22 protein-coding genes are annotated in these 22,626 nt (G+C 72.9%); 9 read left to right on the top strand and 13 right to left on the bottom strand.

Annotated elements, in window-relative coordinates:
* Positions 1-38: 38 nt before the first annotated feature.
* On the bottom strand, positions 39-1,856 hold the full coding sequence (locus tag ABT095_RS35160; RefSeq protein WP_350533656.1) for a zeta toxin family protein: 1,818 nt from the start codon (positions 1,854-1,856) through the stop codon (positions 39-41).
* 43 nt (positions 1,857-1,899) lie between these two features.
* Positions 1,900-2,154, bottom strand: coding sequence for a hypothetical protein (locus ABT095_RS35155; protein WP_350533655.1), 255 nt, complete (start codon positions 2,152-2,154; stop codon positions 1,900-1,902).
* Positions 2,155-2,445: 291 nt separating this feature from the next.
* On the opposite strand from ABT095_RS35155, the gene ABT095_RS35150 reads away from it, so the two are divergent.
* Positions 2,446-2,742: a hypothetical protein gene (locus tag ABT095_RS35150; RefSeq protein WP_350533654.1), complete on the top strand. Its 297-nt coding sequence runs from the start codon at positions 2,446-2,448 to the stop codon at positions 2,740-2,742.
* 72 nt (positions 2,743-2,814) lie between these two features.
* Here ABT095_RS35150 and ABT095_RS35145 read toward each other — a convergent pair whose 3' ends face one another.
* The 3 genes from ABT095_RS35145 to ABT095_RS35135 all read right to left on the bottom strand — a co-directional run bounded on the left by ABT095_RS35145 (position 2,815) and on the right by ABT095_RS35135 (position 4,632).
* On the bottom strand, positions 2,815-3,426 hold the full coding sequence (locus ABT095_RS35145) for a hypothetical protein (protein WP_350533653.1): 612 nt from the start codon (positions 3,424-3,426) through the stop codon (positions 2,815-2,817).
* A gap of 125 nt (positions 3,427-3,551) precedes the next feature.
* On the bottom strand, positions 3,552-4,295 hold the full coding sequence (locus ABT095_RS35140; protein ID WP_350533652.1) for a hypothetical protein: 744 nt from the start codon (positions 4,293-4,295) through the stop codon (positions 3,552-3,554).
* 34 nt (positions 4,296-4,329) lie between these two features.
* On the bottom strand, positions 4,330-4,632 hold the full coding sequence (locus tag ABT095_RS35135; protein ID WP_350533651.1) for a hypothetical protein: 303 nt from the start codon (positions 4,630-4,632) through the stop codon (positions 4,330-4,332).
* Positions 4,633-4,887: 255 nt separating this feature from the next.
* Between ABT095_RS35135 and ABT095_RS35130 the strand changes: the two genes are divergently transcribed.
* Positions 4,888-5,688, top strand: a complete 801-nt coding sequence (locus tag ABT095_RS35130; protein ID WP_350533650.1) for a DUF6042 family protein — start codon at positions 4,888-4,890, stop codon at positions 5,686-5,688.
* Between the two features lie 21 nt (positions 5,689-5,709).
* On the opposite strand, the gene ABT095_RS35125 is transcribed toward ABT095_RS35130, so the two are convergent.
* From ABT095_RS35125 to ABT095_RS35105, 5 genes are all read right to left on the bottom strand, one after another.
* Positions 5,710-6,483: a hypothetical protein gene (locus ABT095_RS35125; protein WP_350533649.1), complete on the bottom strand. Its 774-nt coding sequence runs from the start codon at positions 6,481-6,483 to the stop codon at positions 5,710-5,712.
* A 45-nt stretch (positions 6,484-6,528) separates the two neighbouring features.
* On the bottom strand, positions 6,529-6,807 hold the full coding sequence (locus ABT095_RS35120; RefSeq protein WP_350533648.1) for a hypothetical protein: 279 nt from the start codon (positions 6,805-6,807) through the stop codon (positions 6,529-6,531).
* Positions 6,808-7,258: 451 nt separating this feature from the next.
* Positions 7,259-7,507, bottom strand: a complete 249-nt coding sequence (locus ABT095_RS35115) for a hypothetical protein (RefSeq protein WP_350533647.1) — start codon at positions 7,505-7,507, stop codon at positions 7,259-7,261.
* Positions 7,508-7,541: 34 nt separating this feature from the next.
* A complete protein-coding gene (locus ABT095_RS35110; RefSeq protein ID WP_350533646.1) occupies positions 7,542-8,027 on the bottom strand; it encodes a hypothetical protein in 486 nt (161 codons plus the stop codon).
* On the bottom strand, positions 8,024-8,530 hold the full coding sequence (locus tag ABT095_RS35105) for a hypothetical protein (RefSeq protein WP_350533645.1): 507 nt from the start codon (positions 8,528-8,530) through the stop codon (positions 8,024-8,026). Before ABT095_RS35105 ends, ABT095_RS35110 begins: the two co-directional genes overlap by 4 nt.
* A gap of 83 nt (positions 8,531-8,613) precedes the next feature.
* Here ABT095_RS35105 and ABT095_RS35100 point away from each other — a divergent pair, with 83 nt between their 5' ends.
* From ABT095_RS35100 to ABT095_RS35075, 6 genes are all read left to right on the top strand, one after another.
* Positions 8,614-9,171, top strand: coding sequence for a hypothetical protein (locus ABT095_RS35100; protein WP_350533644.1), 558 nt, complete (start codon positions 8,614-8,616; stop codon positions 9,169-9,171).
* Positions 9,172-9,548: 377 nt separating this feature from the next.
* Positions 9,549-10,928, top strand: a complete 1,380-nt coding sequence (locus tag ABT095_RS35095) for a hypothetical protein (RefSeq protein WP_350533643.1) — start codon at positions 9,549-9,551, stop codon at positions 10,926-10,928.
* 771 nt (positions 10,929-11,699) lie between these two features.
* The gene (locus ABT095_RS35090) at positions 11,700-13,235 is read left to right on the top strand and encodes a replication-relaxation family protein (RefSeq protein WP_350533642.1); all 1,536 of its coding nucleotides are present in this window, start codon (positions 11,700-11,702) and stop codon (positions 13,233-13,235) included.
* A gap of 558 nt (positions 13,236-13,793) precedes the next feature.
* Entirely contained in the window at positions 13,794-14,462 is a 669-nt protein-coding gene (locus ABT095_RS35085) for a ribonuclease FAU-1 family protein (RefSeq protein WP_350533641.1), read from the top strand.
* Positions 14,463-14,482: 20 nt separating this feature from the next.
* Positions 14,483-14,962: an NUDIX hydrolase gene (locus tag ABT095_RS35080; protein WP_350533640.1), complete on the top strand. Its 480-nt coding sequence runs from the start codon at positions 14,483-14,485 to the stop codon at positions 14,960-14,962.
* Positions 14,963-15,026: 64 nt separating this feature from the next.
* Entirely contained in the window at positions 15,027-15,683 is a 657-nt protein-coding gene (locus ABT095_RS35075) for a hypothetical protein (RefSeq protein WP_350533639.1), read from the top strand.
* 84 nt (positions 15,684-15,767) lie between these two features.
* Here the strand turns inward: ABT095_RS35075 and ABT095_RS35070 are convergent, their stop codons facing one another.
* Complete coding sequence (locus ABT095_RS35070) at positions 15,768-16,619, bottom strand: replication-relaxation family protein (RefSeq protein WP_350533638.1); 852 nt, start codon at positions 16,617-16,619, stop codon at positions 15,768-15,770.
* Positions 16,620-17,331: 712 nt separating this feature from the next.
* Here ABT095_RS35070 and ABT095_RS35065 point away from each other — a divergent pair.
* A complete protein-coding gene (locus ABT095_RS35065; protein ID WP_350533637.1) occupies positions 17,332-18,945 on the top strand; it encodes a replication-relaxation family protein in 1,614 nt (537 codons plus the stop codon).
* 269 nt (positions 18,946-19,214) lie between these two features.
* On the opposite strand, the gene ABT095_RS35060 is transcribed toward ABT095_RS35065, so the two are convergent.
* Entirely contained in the window at positions 19,215-21,677 is a 2,463-nt protein-coding gene (locus tag ABT095_RS35060; RefSeq protein WP_350533676.1) for a DEAD/DEAH box helicase, read from the bottom strand.
* Positions 21,678-21,755: 78 nt separating this feature from the next.
* Positions 21,756-21,995: a hypothetical protein gene (locus tag ABT095_RS35055; protein ID WP_350533636.1), complete on the bottom strand. Its 240-nt coding sequence runs from the start codon at positions 21,993-21,995 to the stop codon at positions 21,756-21,758.
* Between the last annotated feature and the right edge of the window lie 631 nt (positions 21,996-22,626).

Raw genomic sequence — 22,626 nt, 5'->3', positions numbered from 1 at the left:
CCCGGTCGCCGGCTCCGGCCCGCACCGCAGGGGCGCCTTCACCGGACGGGGACGGGCAGCGCGGCCCGAGCCGCGGGGGCGTCCAGCGGGCGCGGTTGCAGGGAAGAGGGCATGAGCGGGAGGGCCAGCGCGCCGATGGCGACCAGGTCGTCGCGGTACTGCGGCATCGCCGTGTGCAGCTCCCGCTGGACGGCCCAGAACCTGGCGGCTTCCTCCTCGGTGTAGGGGCGCGCCTGCTCCGCGAGCAGGGCCAGGGCCGCCGCCCCGTTCCCCGGCCTGCGCCCGCCGCCGGTGGGCCGGCTGCTGTAGAGGGCGCTGGTGTCGCGCCGCATCACGGTGACCTGGTCGACCGCTGCCAGTTCCTCGGCCGCCGCGACGACGTCGGGCAGCACCCGGTAGTGCGCGTCGTGGCCGGCCGTGGTGGTGAACCGGGCGGGCACGCCGAGCGCGCTGAGCCGGGCGTAGCGGTGGGCGGTGCCCTGACGGGAGTCGGCCGCGCGCACGGCCAGGACCAGCAGCTCCACCCGGTAGCCGGCCCGCCGGAACTTCAGTGCCTCGGCGGCGAACCTCGCGGGGTCGGCGGGGGTGGTCTCGATGACGAGGTTCCCGCGGCGCTCGCGCACCCAGGCCTCGGCCCGGGCCTGCCATGCGCGGTAGTCGGCGCGGATCGGCTCCGAGGCCCGGCGCGGATCGGTGCGCAGCAACTGCAGGTAGTCCGGGTGCAGGACCTTGAAGTCGTCGCCGGACAGGTGCACCGGCCGGTTCACGCTGCGGTGGACCAGGTGGGCGGCCCGGGTCTTGCCCGCGCCGGGCTGGCCGGCGACGTAGACCACGACCGGGCGCTCCTGGCTGACGACCGAGTTCAGCATGGTCGGCACGACCATCGCCTCGAAGACGAACTCGTGCTCGTCTGCCGACAGGCGGTGGTAGTCGACCCCGGGCGCCCGCTGCAACGCCTGGGCGGTGCGGCGTACCGGTTCGGCCAGCGCCGCGGCGCGTTCGGCGTCCCGGCCCACGGCCAGCGCCCAGTCCTCGGGGAGCCGCAGGTCGTGCACACGCCGCTCACACGCGGCCAACTGCCGGCGGAACCGGCCGGTCTCCGCCGCGTCCCACGGGCGCTTCCGCTCGGCGACCACGGCCTGGGCAGCGCGTGTCGGCCGGACCCAGCGCCCGCCGGCGTCGAGCTCGTTGACGTACACGCTCTCCAACGCGGCCGTGGTGCCGCGCCGCACCACGAACACCTTGTCGGCGAGGTGCCCGGCCTCCACCGCGTCGAGCGCGGCGGGCAGCGCTGCGGCGCAGGCGTCGTGGTTGTCCCAGGCCACGTAGCGGGCCCGGCCCTGGGCGGCCAGGTTCAGGTAGCGGTCCAGGACGCCGAGCTGGCTGAGCGCCTCGGGCACGGCCAGGGCCACGATCTCGACGCGGTAGCCCGCCTGCCGGTACTCGGCGATCTCGGCAAGGAACTCCTCGGGGCGACCCAGCGCGGCCTCCACCACCGCGTCGAACCGCTCCCGCCGCAGGCACGCCTCCAGATGGGCCTGCCAGCCGTAGGTGTCCGTGCGCACCCGGACCCCGGCCGTCCGCACGTCCTCGGCGAGGAACCGCAGGTAACGGGGGTGGACGGCCTTGTAGGCGTCGCGGTCCACCCGCACCGCACCACCACGCCGCGCCAGCGCCGCGTGCACCAGGTCCACGACCAGCGTCTTGCCGCTGCCGGCCTGCCCGGCCACGAACACCACCACCGGCTGCACCTGCGGCACCGCCCGAACGAACGCCCCCGGAAGAACCAACTGCCGCAGCACTGCCTCGCTCTCGACGCCGGACAGTACCTCCGACGCCCCGTCCTGCTCGCCCACGGATCTCCTCCCCTCAACCCCCGACCAGTGGCCCCGGCCGCCCTTACTGCGCGTCCGGCGTGTTGTCCTCAGTGGCGGGAAGGTCGACGATCTCGGGCTCGTCGATCCAGTTGTAGAGCCACTCCTTGCGCACCGTGACCTTGTGCGCCCACGGAAACAACCCCTCCGCCAGACCCACCACTCGGTCCGCGATGGTGTCCAGCGCCCGGTGGACCCGGGAGGCGTGGATGTTCCTGCTCAGATCGCGGCGCACGTGGAACTCGAAGCTGATCCGCAGGACCCGGGGTGTGTCAGCCACAGATCCGTCCTCTCACTAGGTGATGATCTGTCAGTTGCCGAAATCTAGTGAGATTCAGTACAACTCGTCAAATGGATGCCTCGCGCCCTGTTGGACATGGAGTTGGAAGACAAATTTCACGAGTCTCATGACCGATCGCCTCGGGTCTCGCGATCCCGGTCTACGAGACCACGTGGGCCACCGACCCGCGCCGTTCATGCGACGTGATCGGACCGGAGACCTGGGACGCCCCGCACCGGTGCATCGGTGACCCTCGGCGCTTCGGTGTGATCACGCCGTAGGATCCGGGGCATGGAGAGCGTTCGCCGACCGAGTCGCAACCACCAGCAGCCTCAACACGGAGAGGCCGCCCGGGAGGAGACGGAGATCACCTCCCGTCTCGCCACGCCGGCAGAGCTGGAAGCTCTCGGCTACACCGGGGACGTCATCGTCACCCAGACGGTCCGCACCACCTTCCGGGCCGACGGCACACCCATCGGAAAGACCCTGACCATTCAGGGAGGCAGCACCCCGATCGTGCTGCACGTGGAGCCAACCGGCCTCGACCCGGACGAACCCGGTGTTGCCCCGGTCGCCCCGGGGCACTGACGTCCCAGAGCTGGGCGGTCAGCTCCGCAGACGCCGGACGGCCGGTCGGATGGGAAGGATTGCGAGCCCCGGCTACTTGGTGAGCCACATCTTGATGACCGCGGCCGGCGGAGGCACCTTCCCGTAGTAGGGGGCGATGGCCTCGGCGATGGCGGCGGCGAGCTCGTCAACGGTGCGCAGCACGTACCGGGGCGGAGTGATCCAGATCCGGGGTTCGGCGTCCGGGTCGTCGTTGTTGTGGATGATCTGGGCGTACAGGTGGCCCAGGCCTGTCTCCCAGCCCCAGGTGCTGTAGTGGTCCCAGCCCGGCATGGAGAAGACCTCCAGCGGGCCGGCCGGTGCGCCGGGTTCGGCGACGCGCCGGGCGGGCTGCGGCGGTGCCGGGTTCGTGTAGGACGGGCCGTAGACGATCTCCCACACGCCTTCGGCGCGGTGCTCCAGGACGTCCATCGGGATGGTCGCCTTGAGGAGGCGCAACTGCCGGCGGAACTCTTCCGGGGCGATGCCGAGCCGGGCCGCGTGGGTGGGGATGTCGCGGTCGTGGAGTTCCAGTCCCAGCACGAGCGGCGGGTCCTCGGTCCAGGAGGTCTGCCGCGTGTGCTCGGCGAGCAGTAGGAACACCTGCCGGGTGGTCTCATCGCCGATGTGAAGCCCCTGGACGTAGGCGAGGGCCTGCTTGCTCATCCGAACTCCCCTTCCGGCGAACCGTGATGGCCACGGTCGGTGCCTGCGTGGTCACGCTATCGCCCCTGGCCGTGGCCGTTCGTGGAACAACGGAAACCCGGGTGGGCGGAGGGCCGTCGACTGGGTCAGCGGCTCTGGTGTTGTCCGCACCTGCCGCCGGAGGGGACCGGCTGCGTCGAGCAGCGGGCGCAGATGACGCCGCGTTCGGGGTCGGGGTGCATGGAGCAGGGGTCGGTGGCTTCCATGCTGTGGGCGGTGGCGAGCAGGCCGGGACAGCCGGGGTGATGGCACTCGGCGACACCGTCATGGTGGACGACCAAGGGGCCGGGGCAGGAGGTGCGCCGGTACAGGTCGGCGATGGTGTTGATGACGTTGACGGTGCGGATCTCGGCGTCGCTGACGCCGGTGGGCACGGTGACGCCCTGGGCGGCGAGCACGGCGCGCTGCAGCCCGTCGAAGGGGCTGTCGCAGCCGCACGGTGCTTCGCGGGGCCGGATGGTGAAGCCGTCCTCGCTCAGGTCGAAGCCGCAGCCGTGCAGAATCGTGCGGGCCGCCTCGAGGAGGTCGTCGGCGCCGGGCCGCGGCGCGGGCACGGCGGCCGGGTCGATGAACTCGGGCCGGCAGCCGCCGCACTCCAGGCGCAGCTCGCCGTCCGGGCCGGGAACCTCGAAGGGCAGGGTGGCCGGGTTGCCGTCCTTGCGGTCGCGGCGGAAGTCGACCTTCCCGCACGCTCCGCAGGCCAGGCCGGCCTGCCGGGCGCGGCCGCGGCTCCAGTGCGCGGCCTCGGCCGGCAGGTCCCGGGAACACAGTGCCATCTTCTCGAACGGCCAGGCGCCGACGGGGACCGGGCGGAAGTAGGCGAGCTTCATCGAGGCTTCCCTGATTGCGTGCGTCGGGCGCCGGCTACGCCGGGGAGATGATCAGGTCCCAGGTAGGCGGGCACTGGTGGGGAATGAAGAGATCCCGGGCACCTGGGCGGCCGGCCATCCAGTCCGCGCAGTCGTCGGGGCAGGTGTGCTCTTGCACCCACTCGGGCTGGGGGAGTCCGAACTTGGCGTGCATGACCAGCAGGAACGCCTCGTGCGGGGTGATGTTGCGGTCGGCGGCGAGCTCCCGGATCCGCATGATGATGTGGATGTACTCGTCCAGGGACTCCTCGGGCCACTGGCACTTGAAGACGCCGCCGTCGTCGTAGCGCTCCTCCATGACGAGGAACCGCTGTACACCGTCGGCCCTGGCCCTACGCGGCTTGTTCTGCTTGATTCTGCCCACGCCCGCGAGAACGAGCAGCCGGCCGGATCGGTGATCGGCCGTTTGGGCGACAAGCCACGCTGCGGAGCAGCTACCGGCCTGGGCACAGTTGTTGCTGCCCGCCCCTGCCCACCCTGGTGCCGAGCCAGTACTTCACCAACCGCGGCGTAGCCTACGGTCGAACGGCATGCCAACGATCTTGGGGGAGCCATGGCCGAGACGGCCTCGCTGATGGACTGGTCGGACGACGAGATGCGCGGGGAGCATCTGCGCCGTGCCGCACGAGGAGGCTGGTCAAGGATCCGCCCCACGGCGACGATGCTGCTGCTCATCGGCGCCGCCATGGAAGGTGCACCCTTCACCCGCGAAGAGCTGGGACCGTTCGTTGCGACGAAGGCCAACCCGGCCGGCGCCCTCACCCACTCCTGCTGGGACACCGGCGACGAGATGGACGAAGACGCGCTGGCCGCCCTCCCCGGCGATATCGCCGATGCCACCCGCTACGCCGCGCACTACGGCCTGCCGCCCCTGGAGACCATCGACGACCTCATCACCCTGCTCGTCACGGCGAAAGTGTTGCACGAGATCCCGGACAGCTCCGGCCAGCTGCGCCTGCACCCGGCCAGCCCACTGCCGTTCCCGAGCGAGGTCCTGCCCCTGAGCCCAGAGGAGGAGCAGGTACAGCGCGAGCTGCGGATGAGCCTCATCTACTCCGAGGACTCGTTCGAGATCATCGCCCTGTTCGAACCCGACGGGCGCCGCATCGAGGAGGTCACCACCAGCCTGCAGCGCCTGGCCCGCGTCATCGACGGTGACCCCCACGACGCCCGCCAGGCGGTCCTGCTCCTGCTCGGCGAAGGCGACTTCACCGCCACCGAGGACGTCGCCGCGATCCCTGCGCACAAGGTCTTCCGGCTGCGCTGCGACTGGGACAAATTCGACCGCAGCCGCATCGCCATCCACGGCGTCAACGACGAAGGCCAGATCGTCGTGACCCTTCCGGAGGACTGAGCCGCCGACGAGAAGCCGCTGCTACCAGCCGTCCATCGCCCGGACGTCCCCGGAGATGGCGTAGCGGCGGCAGGCGAGGATCTCCTCGGCGGTGATGCCGATGTCGTTGGCGACGCGGGCGAGGATCTCCGTCGCCTGGCGGTCGGAGACATAGGCCGGGGAGACCTCGAGGGCGAGGACGCCGATGCGGTGCTGGGCAGCGCGCTGTTGGGCAGCCAGGTCTCGCCCGGTGCTCACGTGGCGGCGCCAGGCCTCGGCGGTGATGCCGTCCGGGACGGGGCCCATCTCCAGCTCAGCGGCCGGGACGTCGGGGCGGGCGCGGACCTCGGCGACCGCCGCGGCGACGATCCCGCCGACCAGCTCGGCCGGGAGCGCGGCGCCGCCGGCTTCCTCGTAAGCGTCGGTGAGCCGCTCGGCGATCAGATCGGCGAGCTCCGCGGTGCGGCCCTTGAGGTCGACGACCGCACGAACCGGCAGGACCAGGTCGGTGCTGTCCCACGCGTGGGACACCCCGAGCTCCGCCTGCACGGTGGTCTCGATCGCCTCGGCGACGGCCGCCAGGTCGAGCAGCCGGTATGCCGTCGAGCGGCCGATCCCGAACTCGGCGAGCGCGTACGCCGACCACGACGGGTGCCCGAGCACGGTCCACACACGGGCCTGGTGGGCGGCGCGGACCCGGCGGGCGAGGACCAGGACGGCGGCGCGGACGTCCTCGATCGCGGTGCGCAGCTGCTCGGTCAGTTCCCGGGCGCGAGCCGCGTCGACCGGGCCGGCCTGCTCCTGGTCCTCGTCCATGTCCGGCTCATTCCCGCGGCCGGGGTGGGGAACGCGTTGCCCGGGCTACAGGAACGGCCGGGCGAGGATACGCAGCTGCTGATCGGCGATGGCGCCCATGGGGCCGGCGGTGCCGAGGTGGGCCACGATGGTGGTCTCGAACAGCTCCAGCATCGCCTGAGCCTCGTGCACGGACTGCAGGGTGAGGCTCGCGTGCTTACGGCGGTCGCCGTCGAAGGCGGGGATGCGGCCGGTGACCACCCCGTTGTGAATGCTCTCCGCGGTGTGGATGCGGTCGCGGTACTTGTCGCGCAGGAAGTCGACCATCGCCTGGGTGTCGTCCATCGCGTCATCGTGGCGCACCGGACGCCGGAGCACACCCCCTTTGACGCACCCGGTCCATGCCTTGCAGATGGCATGTTCGCGGCCGAAAAATCCCAGGTCAGAACACTTCTCACCCCGGCGTCCGAGGCCTAACATTCCCGGCACGGCGGCCCCACCACAGCACCACCGGGCCGCCGAGCAGAGCAGCCGCGCCCCCGGCCCCCGGCGCTGCTGACCTCCCACCGGCCGGTCCCGGAGAACACACCCCCTGCTTCCCGGGACCGGCCGGGCTGCGCCTCGCATGGCGCCCGGCTTCGGGGTTGGGACAGGCTGTCCCAGCTCTGTCCTACCTGTGTCTCAGGGTGTCCGTTTCGGGCGTTTTGCTGGGACGGATCTGGGACTGTCCCACCCTGTTTTGCCTGGTGGGAGCATGTAGCGGGAGTGCTGGGACAGAGCTGGGACATCCGGGCGGTTACCGGCCGGGTGCGGCGTCCTCGATGGCGGCGAGCAGCCGGGCGTGGACGGCGCCGGCGGCTTCGCGGGTGGCCGGGTCCGGGTCCTCCAGCTGCGGGGCGATCAGCTCGGCGGCCGCGGCGAGGACCGGCACGGCAACGGTCGCCTCCCGCAGGTGCAAGAGCTGGGCGGCTGCCTTCTCGCCGGGCGTCGCCTGCGTGCGGGTGGGGATCAGGGAGCCTATGCCGCGCGGCTGGGTGCTGGTCACCCGGCCCATTCTCCCGCGCGCCGGGCGGTGGTGATCACCACGGCCGGTCGCCCGGCCCGGCGGGCAGGTGGCCGTGGTGGTGGCGGGCGACGGCCTCGAGCAGCGCCTGGCGGGCGCGGCGCCAGCGGACATCCTCGGTGCGGCCGGCGTCGGCAGCCCAGTCGGGCAGCGGCCGACCGTGGACCGCCGTGGTGAGCGCGCGGCCGAGTTCGCCGATCGCCTGCTGCCAGTCGGCCAACTGCCCGAGCAGGCCGCGCACCAGCTCGTCGACGGCGGCCGCCGGGTCGGCACCGAACGCCCGGGCCTCGACGGCGGCCTCGGCGAAGACGTCGTCGTCCAGGTCCTCGAACGCCTCCCGCCACACGGCGGCCCGCTCCTCGTAGGCGGCCAGCGCGATGTGCAACTCGGCCTCGAGGGCTGCGGGCGACCACGGCAACCGGGTGCGGGGCGCTCGGACCGTGTGGGACAGCGCCCGCCCGGTGGCGTCCGGGGCGAGCCCGCGCCGGGCGGTCCGGCTCATCCGGCCGCGGGCAGCTCGGCGGCCCGGCCTGCGTCGGTGGCGGCCTCCATCTCGGCGGCCAGAACCTCGACCTCGCGGACGAGGTCGCCGAGCACGCAGGACGGGAGGGTCGCGGCGATCGAGCAGACGGCGATCAGCGGCATCCGCTCGCCGGGGTGGAGCTCTGGCAGCGTGCCGGTGGTGTGCGAGGCCCCGAGCACCACGTCCGCGGCCAGCGTGTAGCGCAGCTCCTCCGTCAGCAGGCCGTCGCTGCCCGGGATGATCTCGCGGCTACTCGCCTTCACGATCGCCTCGGCCACCCGCTCCAGCAGCCGGCCGTGCTCCTCCTCGCCCTGGCGCCCGGCCAGCTGCCGCACCCACGCGGCCGCCTCCTCCCCCGCGTCGGCGGCCCGGTGCAGCGCCGCCAGCTCGGCCGCGCGCTGCGCCTGGTCCTCCCCGTTGGGAACGTTGTCGTCGTGGGCGGAGGAGTGCAGCGGCGGCGCGGACAGCGCAGAGGTCGTCATGCCGGGTGCAACCGGCGCGCGGCCCGGCCGGTCACGGGTAGCAGCAAGACGACCCTTGCTACACCCTGCTGCTGCTTCCGACGGTGCAGCAGCAGCGCGTGCTGCACCGACCGGTGCTGCGCCTCGTGAGCCTTGCCAGCGTGTCCAAGACGGCGGTGGCGCGTTGGACGTGTGTGGAGATAGAGCGGGCGCTGGAGGAACTGGTAGGTGCCGTTCGGCGGCGGCGCCGGGCTGTTGAACTTGTTCGGCAGGCGGATTCCGAGGTGGCGGAATGGACTGCCCGGGCGGTTGAGGCGAGATGCCCGGCCGAGGCACTCGCGTCCGCGCTGGCAGGCCTGGTGCCGGTGATGCCAGACAACGTCCGGCTGGCCAAGCTCTCCGCCCCCAAGGTGGTGTCGCAGAGGGACCCGATCGAGGCTGATCCGACGGAGCGGCTGTTCACGATCGAGCAGGCCTGTGCCGCGGGAATCCTGCCGGTGAAGGCCAACGCGGTACGCGCACGCAAGAGCCAGGCCGCGCGCCGTGGAGTCGACTTCCCTGAGGGCCAGGAAGTGATCGGCAGCCGGGCCCGCGCATACCCCGAGGCTCAGCTCAAGGACTGGTGGATCCGGGCTGAGGCCGCCCGGCCTTCGTCCGGTTAGGGCTGGCCCTGCTGCGGGCCGAGACCACCTCACCGGGGACAACCCTGGCGGTTGCGCCGGGACAACCCCGGACAAGGGGGCCGCGGGTAGCAGGACAAGGGGGTAGGCGGCTACGCCTGGTGACGGGACAACATGCAGCGCTGCTGCACCGGGCAGCGGGACAACATGCAGCACCTGGTGCAGCAGCACGTCCGGCTCCTGCTGCACTGCTGCATGCAGCAGCGGATGCAGCCCGGTCCGCCGCTGCACCAGCAGCAGCGGGGATTTTCGGACCGGTCCGCAATCAGGGTTCCTTGATGGCCGCCGCGCGGCGGTGAGTTTCGGATCGGTCCGTAATGGGCTGGGGCCTGGGTGATCGCCAGAGCTACGATCCGGGCATGCAAAACGGATCGGTCCGAAATTCCGGCGCCTCTGACGTGCTGTTCGAGGTGGCGTCGGGCGAAGTGTGCCTGCGGGTGGGGTGCGGGAAGACGGTGCCGACACCGGAGCCCGGTAAGCGCGGGCGCCGGTCGAAGTACTGCTCGACGGCGTGCAAGTCCAAGGCCGCGCGGGACAAGCTCAAGGCCGACGCCGTCCGGTCCGGCGAGGGCCCGCGGGCGGAGGTGCTGCGGTGCGCGGAGGCGGCCGTGGACGCCGCCCGCGCGTTCCTGGACGCGGTGGACGCCGACCCGGTGGCCGCGTACGAGGAGTTCCACCGCCTGCACGGGACACTGAGCGCCCGGACGGTAGCGGCCGCAGAGGACGCGCGGGACGAGATCCGCTGGCCCGACCTGACCGAGCAGCAGCGCCTGCTGCGCCGGGCCGAGGAGATGCTCACGCGCCCGGACATCCTGGCCCGGGTCGACCCCAAGGTCCTGGCCGAGCAGCCCGCCGCACCGGGATTTTCGGGCCGGTCCGAAAATCCCGCCCCGGCCACGCCCTCGACCGAGCCGACTGTTTCGGACCGATCCGAAAAGACGCCCGCCCTGGCGCAGGCGGCGGCACCCGCTGTTTCGGACCGACCCGAATTTCGGCCACCCACACGGGTGCCGGCACGCACAGCCCCGACCCGCCAGCGGCCGGAGGACTTCGAGACGCTGCGCCGCGCCGCGTGCACCAACCCGAGCGTCCGGTTCGGCGAGCCGGACCGCCTGTACGACCTGAGCCCGGCCCTCGGCGAGGGCTGGCTGGCCGCCTCCTGGGACGACCCGCAGGCCGAAGACGTCCACCAACTGCTCTACCAGGGCCAGCCGGTCGGCTGGACCGCGCCGCTTCCGGACGGCCCGTGGGGAGAGGCTGGCCACATCGCCGCCCAGCACCAAGGCGAGCAGGCCGCCGTGATCCTGACCGACCCCGCCAGCGGAACCCGCACCCACCGCACCGTCGGCGACACCCTGGACGCCCTCCAGCGCGCACACGCCACCCGGCTGGCCGCCGAGCGGGCGGTGGCCGGCGTGCCGCGCCTGGCCCTCAAGCGCCCGACCGGCTGGAGCACGCCCTCCGACCGCGGCCTGGGCATCCCGACCCGCTACCCCCTCGCCGACGGCCTGATCCGCCTCATCTGGCCCGACCACCCAGGCGTCCAGGAACTCCAGCGCGACGGCCGCCCGGTCGGCTGGATCGAGGAGTACGACGTCCAGCGCGGCACCTGGACTGCCCTGATCGACAGCAGCATCGTCGCCGACGCCGCCAGCGGCGAACCCCTGCTCTGCCCGACCGCCGACGCCGCCCTCGCCCTGCTGCGCCGCGCGCTCGGGGAACACGTCACCCGCTGGTAGGCCGGGCCTGGCCGACGCGGCCGCGCGCCAGCCCGCGCGCGATGGACAGCTCCAGCAGCGCGCGGCGCGCCCATGGACAGACCGCGCGGGCTCCGCGCGCACCGCACGGCGGCTTCCGCACCGCGTCGGCTTCCGCACCGCACCCGCAAAGGCCGGTGCGGTAGTCGCGCCGCTACCGCACCGCACCATGCGGACCTCGCCCGCACCGCGCGCCGGCCCGCGCGCGATGGACAGTCCCAGCAGCGCGCGGCGCGCCCATGGACAGGCCCTGCAGAGTGCGTCGCGCGGTGGTCCGCCGCACTGGTGCGGCCGCGCGTTTCCCCTGGACAACGGCGCATTTCCCCTGGACAAAGTGCCGCGCGCGGTGCCGGAGGAAGCCCGGCGACCGCACCGCACCGGCCGGTGCGCCCTCGTCCCGCACCGCACCGCGCGCACCCGCACCCGCACCGCCGCGCGGACTTCGCCCCGCACCCGCACCGCGCGCGTCCGCACCGCACCGCGCGGTCCGCGCGCACCCGCACCGCGCGCGTCGGCTCCTGGGCGCGCGGCCTGACGGTCTGTGGTGTCGGTCACGGACATACCGGGAGGACAAGGCCCTTGACCAGGGCGAATCGGGCGGGACAACACGCTGGTCAAGCGGTCGGACAAGGGGTGTGTCCAGACCGCGGACAAGGGGGTGGTGTGCAGTGTCGGCCGCACCCGGGCGCCGGTCCGGGTGCCGGGCCGGCCATCGCGCAGGCCCCGGCTTCCTGCTGACGGAAGGCCACCTTGATGACCACCACCTCGCTCGCCGCGCCCGGTCCGGACGACGGCGACCAGGCCGCCGACCACCCGACCGACCGCCAGGCGAAGGCCTCGCCCGACCAGGACAAGGAGCCCGGCGCCGCCTCCGCGGGCACCTCCGCCGGCACCTCCGTGCCCCCCACAGCCGCTAAGCCCGTTTCCGCAGGCCAGCAGCCCCGGACAAGGGGCCGAAGCCGGGGCGACAACCCTCTTCCTGCCGCTGCCGAGGTGCGGTGGAAGGCGGACTCGACGGAACCGGTGCGGCGTGGAGTCTTGGTGTCGCTCGGCCTGTTCCAGCGCGCCACCGCTCGTGAGCTCTGGCATCTGGTCCTGCCGGGACAGCGGAACGACAAGGCCACCCGCGACGCCCTGGTCGACCTGGCGGCCGCCGGGAGGGTGCGGGAGGAGCTGCGCCTGCCGGACAACCGCAAGCTGTGGACCCTGACCGCAGCCGGCCGCCGCGAAGCCGCCCAGCTGCTCCCGGCCGGGACGAAGCTGTCCAAGCTGCGCACCGAGCGCGACGGCCGGGCAACGGCGTACTCCGAGCACGCCCTGGACGTCGTCGCCACCGCCGGCCTCCTCGCCCGCGCCGGACTCGGGTACCTAGAGGCGTTCACCACCGAGGTCGAGCACCCGATCCCGCACCGCCGCTCCCTGTTCACCGACCTGGTGCTGCGCGACCCCGGCTCGGACGTGCCGGTACTCCTGGTCGAGGTCGACCGCGAGAACGAAGGCGTCGGCACGCTCGTGGAGAAGCTCACCTCCTACCGCACCTGGTGCGAGCTCCCGGCGAAGGGCACGGCGAAGGCCGCCTTCGAGGCCTCGCTGCGCCGCCGGGGCGCCCGCACGCACGGCCTGCGGCTGTGGCCCACCGTCTACCCGCCGACCGGCCGCGAGGGACTGCCGCCGGTCGCCCTGGTCCTGGAGGCCGGCCGCAAGCGCGACCGCCCCGGCGCCAAGCAGCTCACCCCGCAGCAGAAGAAGGAGAAGGCCAAGCGGGACCACGAGCGGCTGCTCAACCGCATGACCGAGGTCGAGAACGCCTCCGAGGACATCTGGCACGCGCCCGCGTACGGCGGCGACGCCGTCCACGCCCGCGACCACCACCGCGCCCTGCCCGTCGTCGCCACCACCCTGCCGCTGCTGCGCCGCCACGGGGCCGACGCGGCGATCTGGTACCGCTTCGGCCGAGACGGCTGGCACACCCTCACCGACGCGCTCGACAACCCGGACGGCGACGAGCTGCTGGCCGTCGAGCGGGCGGAGGCGGATCGGGCCCGCCGGGCGCGGGATGCGGCGGAGCGGGAGCGGCGCCGTCCGGCCTGCCGCCGCTGCTCGGCGAAGTTCTCGGACGAACGGTGGGAGGAGAAGGAACGGGGCTGGAACGACGACGGGCTGTGCGCCGACTGCCGCCAGGCCGACGCCGACCAGAAGGCACGGGAGGCCGCCGAGCGCGAACAGGCCGCCGCCGAAGCCGCGGCCGCCGAGGCGAAGCGCACCAGCTCCTGGTGGCGCCGGTCCTGACCCGGCCCTGTCCCTGGTGCAGGCCGCTGACCTGCGGTGGGGAGTTTCGGCACCCCCGCTGACCTGCACTGGGGAGTTTCGCCCCGGGGCCGCTGGTGAGTTTGCCTGCCCGGCCCGGCGAGTTTCGCCCCGCAGCCGGTGAGTTTCCGGTGTCGTCGCAGGTCAGCGGCCGGTTAGAACGGACTACGGTACGCCGTCCGGGTGGCGTCGGGGTTCGGTGCGGCGGTCGGGTGGGCAGAGCCTTCGGCATGACGACTCCCACCCGGTCCCGCCGCCGTCGCCGCCGTCCGGCCGCGCCCACTACGTCCGCGCCCGCCTCGCAGGCCCGCGCCGGATGGTCGCCGGCTCCGGCCCGGCCGGGCGGCAGTCAGTGCTGTCGGACCTGGTCGAGCGAGCACCTGACGCCGGGCGGGATGGTCGTCCGGACGACCTGGCACGAGCCCGTCTGCCGAACCTGGGGGCGACCGAGGTGATCGAGCAGTTCCACCCCCGCACTCTGACCCGCCGTCACACCTTCGAGCGGACTTCCCGGCCCCGCCGCCGGGAAGGCTTGTCACCGTGACCGACACCAACTTGTTCCAGCCCGGCACCACCGTGCTGCGCCGCGACGTCCACGCCGACCGCGTGTGGACCGCGATGCCCCAGCGGGTGATCGACGACACCGGCCATGTGCTGACCCTGGCCTACTGGCCGGGGATCGAGAGCCTGGCCCCGACCACCTGGATCACCGCGACGCGAACCGGCGACGACACCACCCGCAAGCAGGGCCTGGAGGACCTGGCGGCGGGCACCTGGGCGCTGGGCCGCTACCAGTGGACCGGCACCGAGTTGCTGTCCCACTTCTTGGCTGGCGAGTGGTTCTCCGTGCACTGCTTCCAGGACGCGGTCACGAAGGAGCCGCTGCGCTGGTACGTGAACTTCGAGAAGCCCTACCAGCGCCGCCCCGGCGGTATCGACACCCTCGACCTGTGCCTGGACCTCGTCGTCACCCCCGACCAGTCGGGGCACCACTGGAAGGACCGCGACGAGTACAGCCAGCTGCGCCGCCTGGGCGTGATCGACGACTACCTCCACCACCAGGTGGAGCAGGCCAAGGGGAGGGCGATCGCCATGCTCGACAACCGCACTGGACCGTTCGCCGCCGGCTGGCCCACCTGGGCACCGGATCCGTCCTGGCCGCTGCCGACCCTGCCCGACGACGGCGGCGACCCGGCCACCGGACGGTGACCGCGCGGATCCCCGTGCGGGTGTGCGCGGTCCTGGTCCACGACGGCCGCCTCTGCCTGATCCGCCGCCACCGGGACGCCGGCCTCCAGCACTCGCTGCCCGGCGGTCTGGTCGAGGACGGCGAAGAGCCCGAGGCCGCGCTGCGCCGGGAGCTCATCGAGGAGCTCGGCCTCGACCTGGCGGTGCTGCCCGTGCCGCCGGTGCTGCGCTTCGTCCAGGACCAGGAGACCGAGCGGCCGGGTGAGACGGAGCCGTTCCGGCGCCGGCACCTGGTCTTCACCGCCCACCTGCCCGACCACCTGGTGGAGGTCGTCTCGGCGGTCGAGCAGGACGACCCCGACCGGGCGCCGGTGGTGTGGCTGCCAGCGGCCGACGCGGCCCGCCTCCACCTGTACCCGGACATCGGTGCCATCCTCGGCCAGGCCCTCCGGCCCGACGCGGCCGCGGGCGGCCCGGTGCTGCTCCCGGCGATGACTGGCGCGTCCTACCAGTGGCGCTGACAACCCGCACGATGTTCACGGGAACGGACGTCGCAGGCAGGTGCGGCGCGGCATAGTGCGAGGCGTGACCGCGACTCCCGCCCGCCTGGACTTGCCCGCCCGCCGACGCCGCCACGCCCGGCTGATCGCCGCGCTCACCACCACGGTCGGGGCCTGCGCCACAGCGGCGCAGGCGCTGTACCAACCGGTCGCGGACGCCCCGCCCGGGCAGGAGGCGATCGTGGTGGACCCCCTGCCGGTCGTCTACCTCAGCCACACGGCCGCTCCGCTGTTGGAGGCGGCCCGGGCCGAGGACGACGCCCGGTGGCCGGCCGCCGTCGCGCAGGAGAGGGAGCAGGCCCAGCGGACGAACGCCGCCAGGGTGGCGCTGGCGCGGGCACAGGAGATCGTGGAGGAACCCGGAGCGACTTGGCCCGTGCCGCTGCCGACCGCGGAACAGAGCGCGGCCATCGACCTGGCGGGCGCCGGCGACCAGGTCGCCGAGCTGTGGCGCGACGACCCGACGAAGGCCGCCGCCCTGGTGCACGAGCTGGCGGCCTGCGGGGAGTTCACGGCCTCCGAGGTCCTGGACGCGGCGCTCGACGCCGCCATCGGTGCCGGGCTGCTGGCGCTGAACGAAGCCAGCAAGGCGTCCGACCCGAGCATGATGGCCGAGCAGTGCCTACAAGCCGCCCCGTACCTGGTGCTCGCGGTGGCCCTGGCCTCCGCTGACCTCGACTGAGCAACTGGCCACCTGCTGCCGCGCGCCACGGCGTAAAGAGCTGCCCGCAGCCCGGTGGGCTGGCGCGCTGCTCCCGCCCCGCGCCTACAGCTCCGTCCACCCGCACGGCCGCCGACTCTCGCCGACGAGCGGGTGCCAGACCGGAGCGGCGGGACCCCGCTGGACCAGGTCCTCGAGGCGGGCGGCGCCAGCCGGGACGGCGGTGAGCATCTCGGTGACGACCGGCCGCTCCTCGGCGGCCAGGCGCAGGTCCGCCACCGCCGAGCGCACCTCGGCGGCCGTCGTGCCGACCAGGACCACCAGCAGCCGCGGGAACGACCGCCACAGCCGCTCCCACCGTTGCCCCCGACCATCCGGTGCCGGCTGCTCCCACAGCGCGGCGCAGGCCGCCAGCTGCGCCGTGGTCTCCTCGGCGCCGACGCCGGGACGGTGGCGTTCGATGAAGGCCCGCAGCCGGTGTCGCTCGTCGCCGGTGCCCGCGGTGTAGGCGAGTTCGGCGGCGGGCCGGTACACGCCGTCGCCGGCCTGCAGCTCGGGAGAGGGCCGGAGGTCGAGCGGGCCGCAGGCCTCGCCGCGCCGGCGGGCGTCGGCGACGAAGGCGGCGTGGATCCGGCCGATGTCGAGCAGGTGCTCGCGCCCGTGCCGGACGGCGAGTTGCTCGGCGTCCGGTGCACGGTGGTCCGAGCGGCGGGCCTCGGGGAAGGTCGCCGCCACGGCTGCGCCCTGGGCGGTGAGGTGCCAGGCCTTCGCCCGGCCGGCCTGTGGCAGGGTCACGAAGTCGGCCAGGCCCTCGGTGTGCAGGCGGGTCAGGCGCTTCTGCGTCTGCTTGATCAGGGCGGTGCCGCCGTGCAGCTGGTGGAGCTGCTCGGCGGTCGCCAGCGTGAAGCGGTGCAGCGTGACCAGAACGTCGTGGTCGGTCTCCAGATCCCCGTGCACGAATGTGCTCCCTCAATCCGAGGCGCGGGCTTGTCCCGTGCTCGGAGAATGGAACCCCACAAAACTCACCGGATTTCTTGATACCAATGGGGCACTTTCATAACGATCTGGTAACTCTCGCTTCCAAGCTAACCGGTCTTCTCACCGGTCCGAAATGCGGTCCGTAATCCCGTCCGCTAACCAGTCCCTATCCTAGGATCCTTGGCGGCCCGGCTGGCATGTCTGTGACCTGCATGGATGGCCCATCAAGGTGCCGGTTAGTTTCCTTGGTGGGCCATCAAAGAAACTCACCGATACCTTGGTGACCCCGGTGAGTTTGGCCGGAGCGCTTCCGTTCCCCCTGCCGTTTCCCCCTCCGCTGCCCCTACCGGCCGCCTCGCGCTCGGAGGGGAAAGCCGCGCAGCTCAGGGCCCGGATCCGGGCCGCGCACCGGTTCTGACAACCCTCTTCTCCCGTCTTTCTGCTTTTGGTTTTGGTCTGTGGTTGTGGCGTTGTCGGTTGGTCGGTTCGGGTTGTGGCACCTGCGGTGGGCTTTTTCTTTTTTCGCGTCCGGCTGGTGCCGGCCGCTCGCTGGTTGGGGGCGGCGGCGGGGGCCGGATCAGGGGTGGGTGGACAGGACGCGGCACGCGGCCCAGGAACGGGCTTGGCCGCTGTCAGGAGCGCCGGATATTCCTCGAAGGCAACGCCCGACCGCGACCCTCGGGAGAAGCCTGTGAGCACCCGTCAGAGCCTCGCTCAGCCCGCCGACCACGACGACCAGGCCGACACCGCCGAACCTGCCAAGCCGTCCCGGCCAGGCCGCACCGCGTACCGCCGTGGCGCGGCCAACCCGAACGGCTCGACCAACGCCCTGCGCGCCGACGTCCTCAGCGCGCTCGGCGTCCTCAAGGTCGCCACCGCCGACCAACTCCAGCGCCTCCTGCGCCCCGGCGCGGCCTCGAACACGGCGATCCGGCAGGCACTGCGCGATCTCGCCCTGCACAGCCTGGTCGCCTCCGACGGCAACACCAAGGCCCGGCACAAGACCTGGCGGCTGGAAGGCACCGCCGGGCTGGAGGCGGCCGCGCACGTCCTCGGCGTGCCCCGCTCCGACATGGGCTCCACCGCCCGCGGCGCCGGCCGCTCCGGCGCGCAGCACGCGATGGCGGTCAACGAGACCGTGCTCGCCTTCATCCTGGGCGGCACCGCGCCGGACGCCCCTGGCGGCGTCGGCACCATCACCGACTGGTCGACCGAGGTCGAGTTCGTCCTGCCGGGCGGCCGCCGGAAGGTGCGCCCAGACGCGGTGTGGCAGGCCCCGGAGATCGGGGTGCCGGTGCTGATGGTGGAGGTCGACCGCTCGACCATGGCACCGGAGCGGGTGGCCGCGAAGTTCGCCGCCTACCGCGAGCTGTTCCGCGTCAAGGTCCGCGACAACGACCCGGCCCGCTCCGACGAAGCAGCCGCCGACCGCACGGTGCACTGGTGGCGCCGCGCCTACCCCGGCCACACCCGGCCCGGGTACCCGCCCGTCGCCCTAGTCGTCACCGACGCCGGACCCGTCGCCCTGGCCAACCGCCAGCAGAAGGTGAGGGACCTGGCGCGCGACGCCTGGGGCGGCTCCTGGTGGACCATGCGCTCCGACAACGCGGGCGGGGACGGCTGGCGCGAGTACGACGACGCGGTGCCCGTCATCGCCACCACTCTGGAGCTGCTGGCCGAGCACGGCCCGATGGGCCCCGTGTGGTGGCGCTACGGCCGCGACGAAGTCCGCTACTCCCTGCTGGAGGCGCTGGAGAGCCCGGACACCCGCGCCGCGTACGACGAGCGCCAGAAGGCCCGGGAGAAGAAGGCCGAAGAGGAGCACCAGGAACTGATGAAGACCCTTGCCTGCGCCGACTGCGGGAACGTCCCCTACTGGGAGAGCACCCAGGAGTACGGCCCCAAGGGACGACAGACCTGGACCCGCCGCCCGGGCGGCCTCTGCTGGTCCTGCCACGAGAAGGAGCAACAGCGGCGCGAGCAGGAGCGGGAAGCCCAGGCCCAGGCACAGCTGGAGGCAGCCCGCGAGGCCAACGCGAAGCTGCGCCCGTGCTGGACGTGCCGGGGCTCGATCGGCGGGAAGGCGGGCTCGTCCCTGGAGTTGAAGGAGAAGGCCGGCCCCGACCGGCTGGAGTGCCCGCACTGCGAGAGCGACCGGGAGGATCAGGAGCTGGGACCGCTGGTGCTGCCCGCCCCGACCCGGCGCGAGCTGCTGGCCGCCCGCGTCTCCGCCCCGGCGGATCCGTGGTGGAAGGATCGGGTGCGGCACGCTGAGCTCTACCCGGTGAAGAACCGCGCCGCGTGAGCGCCGATGCCCGGAGGCTGTCGCGGGTGCTGTCGCGACCCCCTGTCGCGTGGGGTGCTGTCGCGTGGTGTGACCTGCGCGAATGGGTGCTTACCCCCGTGTGTGGTCCGGGCGCGACAGCTCGGCGCGACAGGCTCCGAGCGCAACGCGGGGTGCAACGCGAGACTCCGCGTTGCACCCCTGAACTGGGCCTTCACCTCACCCGGACAGCGGCCGGGCCGCGTTGCAGCTGGGCGCGTTGCACCGCCGGTCCGCGGCCAGCCCCCGGCCTACTCCCAACGCATCCCGAGCTCGGTGAGCCGCGCGGCGCGGGCGGCGGGGATGTCGCCGCGGCGGCTGCGGCTGTTGGCGATGAACAGCCCCAGGCTGATCTCCACCACGCTGCCGTCGTCCAAGGCGAGCGGCTCCTTGTGCTTGCGCGGCACGTTCAGGTGCCCCTCCCGCTCCCGGTACTGCGCGGCAGCGGCGAGGTTCCGGGCCTCCTTCTCCGCGTGCGAGACCTTCCCCGCCGGCTTCTCCTCCTCGGGCAGCGGCCCCAGCCCGAGGACGTGCTCCAGCGCCCACTGCTGCGCCGGGGCGAGCTTGTCCCACCCGACCTGCTGCACACGGCCCCACCCAGCCAGGTCCTCGCCCTGGACGACGACGCTGCCCGGCTCGGCCCCGGCCAGCGTCCCGCCCTCCTTGACGTGCCGCCAAGCCAGGGCGAAGCACCGCTGCCACTCCACCGACCAGGCCGGGCACCAAGCCGCGTCGATCTCGTCCAGCGCGGCCTTGCGCTCGGCAGTCAGCGCCCCCGTCCAGTCAAGCCCCGTCTCCCCGGCCGCCGCCCGCCGCTGGAGCGCCTCGGTGCGCCGCTGCGCGGTGCGCAGGTTCTTCATGATGGTCCCGACCGGCCGACCGCCCCACACCGCCTCATTGGGCGGGCAGAGGTGCCCGTGCTCGGCCGCGTACCCGGCCACCGCGGTCAGGTTGTCGGTGAAGGCCGTGTCGAACGCCGACCACACCATGCCCAGCTCGTCGAGCTCCTTCACCCGCTCCGGGTCGAGGACGTCGGCGGCCTTGTACCGGCGCTGGTCGGCCACCCACACCCCCAGCCGGTGCCCGGACGGCGCGGCGTAGGCGTAGGGCACCTTCACGTCGCCGAACGTCTTCCGGTAGGCGCGCAGCTCTTCCAGGCCTCGCCGGAACTCGGCCCGCTCCGGCTCGAGCACCCGGGTGCGGATGAACGCGGCGATGACCGCCGGGTCGCGCTGGGTGGAGAACTGCAGCAGCTGCGCCTCCCCGCCAGCAGAGCGGAACTCCTCCGGTTCCCCGGCATGCCGGGGCTCCCTCGCCGGCCGGCTCTCGGACTGCGGCAGCGCCAGGCGCTCGACGGCGGCCGCGTCGTGCGCACGCAGCGCCATCAGCAGCTTGCTCAGCCCGTCGTAGGCCCGGGAGGTGAGCAACTGGTCGCCGTTCTCGCCGGCGCCCAGCAGCACCGGCACCACGATCGTGGCCACCTTCCCGCTGCCCGGGTGCATGCGCAGCGCCCGTCCGACGGCCTGGACCAGGTCGACCATGGACCCGCGTACGTCGGCGAAGAACACCGCGTCGCAGTCGAAGGTGTCCACGCCCTCGCTCAAGACCTTGACCGAGGCCAGGACGTACCGCAGCAGCCGCCACCCGTCCTCCCGGATCAGCGAGGCGAACGTGCCCAGCACGGCCCGCCGCTCGGCCGGCGTGTGCTCGGCCTCCAGCCACGTCGTGCCGACCAGCTCCGGGTCGGGGTGCAACGCCGGGTCCTGCTCCCACAGCACCTTGGCGACGTCGCCCAGGCCGGTGCTCAGTGCCCGGGCCTCGGCGACCATGTGGTGGAAGGACAGCACCCGGCTCAGGTCCCACTCCGCACACGCCGTGAGCAGAGCGGTCTGCAGGGCCGCCAGCCGGGCCCCGCGGTACTCGACCGACATCTCGTGCGCACCGCGCTGCTCCAGGCCCTGGAGAACGGGATCGGAGACGTCCACGCACACGATCCGGTACGGCGCGATCACCCCGTCCGAGATCGCGGTCCCGAGCGGGTAGTCGTGGGCAACCGGCCCGAACAGCGCCTCGTCGTCCATGCTGGCGATCAGCTCGGCCGACTCGATCCCGGCCGCCGCCACCCGCAACCGATCCGTCTCCTTCACCGCCCACAGGCGCGGCGTGGCCGTCATGAACAACCGCCGGTCACACGGAATCCGCGCGTTGTCCAGGATCGCCGCCCACGGCCGCCCAGCCTGCCCGGAGACCCGGTGCGCCTCGTCCACCACCGCCAGCGACCACGACGGAAGGCCGGCCTCGTGCGCCTTCTCCAGGTGGCCCAGGCCCAGACTGGCGTAGGTGGCGAACACCGTCACTCGTCCCGGGCCCTTCGTCCAGGCCACCAGCTCCGCCGGATCGGTGGTGCACCGCAAGCCCACCGGCTGCTCGTTGCCTGCCAGAGAGCAGAGCCCGACCATCCGGCCGCCGCGCCCTTCCCGCTGCCAGACCTCCACCGTCTGCTCCAGCAGCGGCAGCGAGGGCACGATCACCAGCGTCCGCTCGGCGTGGAGCCGCGAGGCGACGTGCACGGCCGTCAGCGACTTGCCCGAGCCCGTCGCCGCCCGAATCTGGCACCGCAGCCCCTCCGGCGGCACCAGACCCGACGCGGGCAGCGTCAGAAGTCGTACTGCCGAATCGCACGCCTCTTCCTGGTGCGGACGCAGTTTTTTCATCATGACGGCGATTTCCCTTCCCGGAAATTGTGCGATGCAGAGACGAACCAGAGCCGAGCCTTTTTTGAACGGGCCTAGCTATTCAGCGAACCCCAGGACGTGATCCCACTGGAGCCTGGCCTGGCGCAGGTCAGTCCACGCCGCGTCCCAGTGCCGGGAGCCCCGTCCCTGGGTGCGGATCAATAGCATCAGGGCCACTATCCTGGCCTCCAGCATGTCCAGCTCCGCCTCCTGTTCGACCGTCAGCCCTTCGACGTCTCCCTCGGAGCCCCCGTCACCAACGGGTGCGTCGACCAGGCCATCTCCGCCGTTCACCACGCTTCCCTCCGCGTTCTCCAGAGCTGATTTCAAGAGCAATCGACGGGCCCGTTTTGAGGTACTTCACCCGCGTTTCGGGTCCGGATCGGGGCCCTACCAACAAGCCAAAGTCTAGCGGGCCTCTGTCTTTGATGCACGAGAACGGGCGAAGCCCGCCCCTCCACCACCCCAACGAGTGACCCCACCCCATGACCACCCATCACCTCCCCACCCCACCCAGGCGCGAAGCGCCCCACCCCGCCACCCCAGTCAGCCCGGGCGAAGCCCGAACCTCACCCCCACCGACCAAGGGCCGAAGGCCCCACCCTGACACCCACCCAACTCCGCAGCGAAGCGCGGAGTTGACCCCCCGCCACCCAACCCCACCCAACCACCCGCCACCCCCGCGCCGATCGGGCGCAGCCCGATCCAGGCCGGCGCAGCCGGGCCCCGCCCGCGCGCAGCGCGGGCAGGCCACGGGCGAAGCCCGAGGCCCCCGGCCGAAGGCCGGGGCAGTACCGGCGGCGAAGCCGCCGCGCAGCGCCGAAGGCGCAAGCAACCCGGGCCGAAGGCCCGTGGTTACCCGGCGTAGCCGGGCGCTTGAGCTCGGCGTCGCCCTCGCGCAGGCCGTGGTCGTTGGGCTCCTTGGCCC

Origin of the sequence: Kitasatospora sp. NPDC002227, from assembly GCF_040296285.1 — a bacterium.
Classification (GTDB): domain Bacteria; phylum Actinomycetota; class Actinomycetes; order Streptomycetales; family Streptomycetaceae; genus Kitasatospora.
This window is presented reverse-complemented; position numbering and strand designations above follow the sequence as displayed.

Excerpts from the sequence above, each read along its gene's own strand:
- ABT095_RS35150 (WP_350533654.1), top strand. The coding sequence starts at position 2,446 with ATGGAGAGCGTTCGCCGACCGAGTCGCAACCACCAGCAGCCTCAACAC.
- ABT095_RS35145 (WP_350533653.1), bottom strand. The coding sequence starts at position 3,426 with ATGAGCAAGCAGGCCCTCGCCTACGTCCAGGGGCTTCACATCGGCGAT.
- ABT095_RS35140 (WP_350533652.1), bottom strand. The coding sequence starts at position 4,295 with ATGAAGCTCGCCTACTTCCGCCCGGTCCCCGTCGGCGCCTGGCCGTTC.
- ABT095_RS35135 (WP_350533651.1), bottom strand. The coding sequence starts at position 4,632 with ATGGAGGAGCGCTACGACGACGGCGGCGTCTTCAAGTGCCAGTGGCCC.
- ABT095_RS35130 (WP_350533650.1), top strand. The coding sequence starts at position 4,888 with ATGGCCGAGACGGCCTCGCTGATGGACTGGTCGGACGACGAGATGCGC.
- ABT095_RS35125 (WP_350533649.1), bottom strand. The coding sequence starts at position 6,483 with ATGGACGAGGACCAGGAGCAGGCCGGCCCGGTCGACGCGGCTCGCGCC.
- ABT095_RS35120 (WP_350533648.1), bottom strand. The coding sequence starts at position 6,807 with ATGGACGACACCCAGGCGATGGTCGACTTCCTGCGCGACAAGTACCGC.
- ABT095_RS35110 (WP_350533646.1), bottom strand. The coding sequence starts at position 8,027 with ATGAGCCGGACCGCCCGGCGCGGGCTCGCCCCGGACGCCACCGGGCGG.
- ABT095_RS35105 (WP_350533645.1), bottom strand. The coding sequence starts at position 8,530 with ATGACGACCTCTGCGCTGTCCGCGCCGCCGCTGCACTCCTCCGCCCAC.
- ABT095_RS35095 (WP_350533643.1), top strand. The coding sequence starts at position 9,549 with ATGCAAAACGGATCGGTCCGAAATTCCGGCGCCTCTGACGTGCTGTTC.
- ABT095_RS35090 (WP_350533642.1), top strand. The coding sequence starts at position 11,700 with ATGACCACCACCTCGCTCGCCGCGCCCGGTCCGGACGACGGCGACCAG.
- ABT095_RS35060 (WP_350533676.1), bottom strand. The coding sequence starts at position 21,677 with ATGAAAAAACTGCGTCCGCACCAGGAAGAGGCGTGCGATTCGGCAGTA.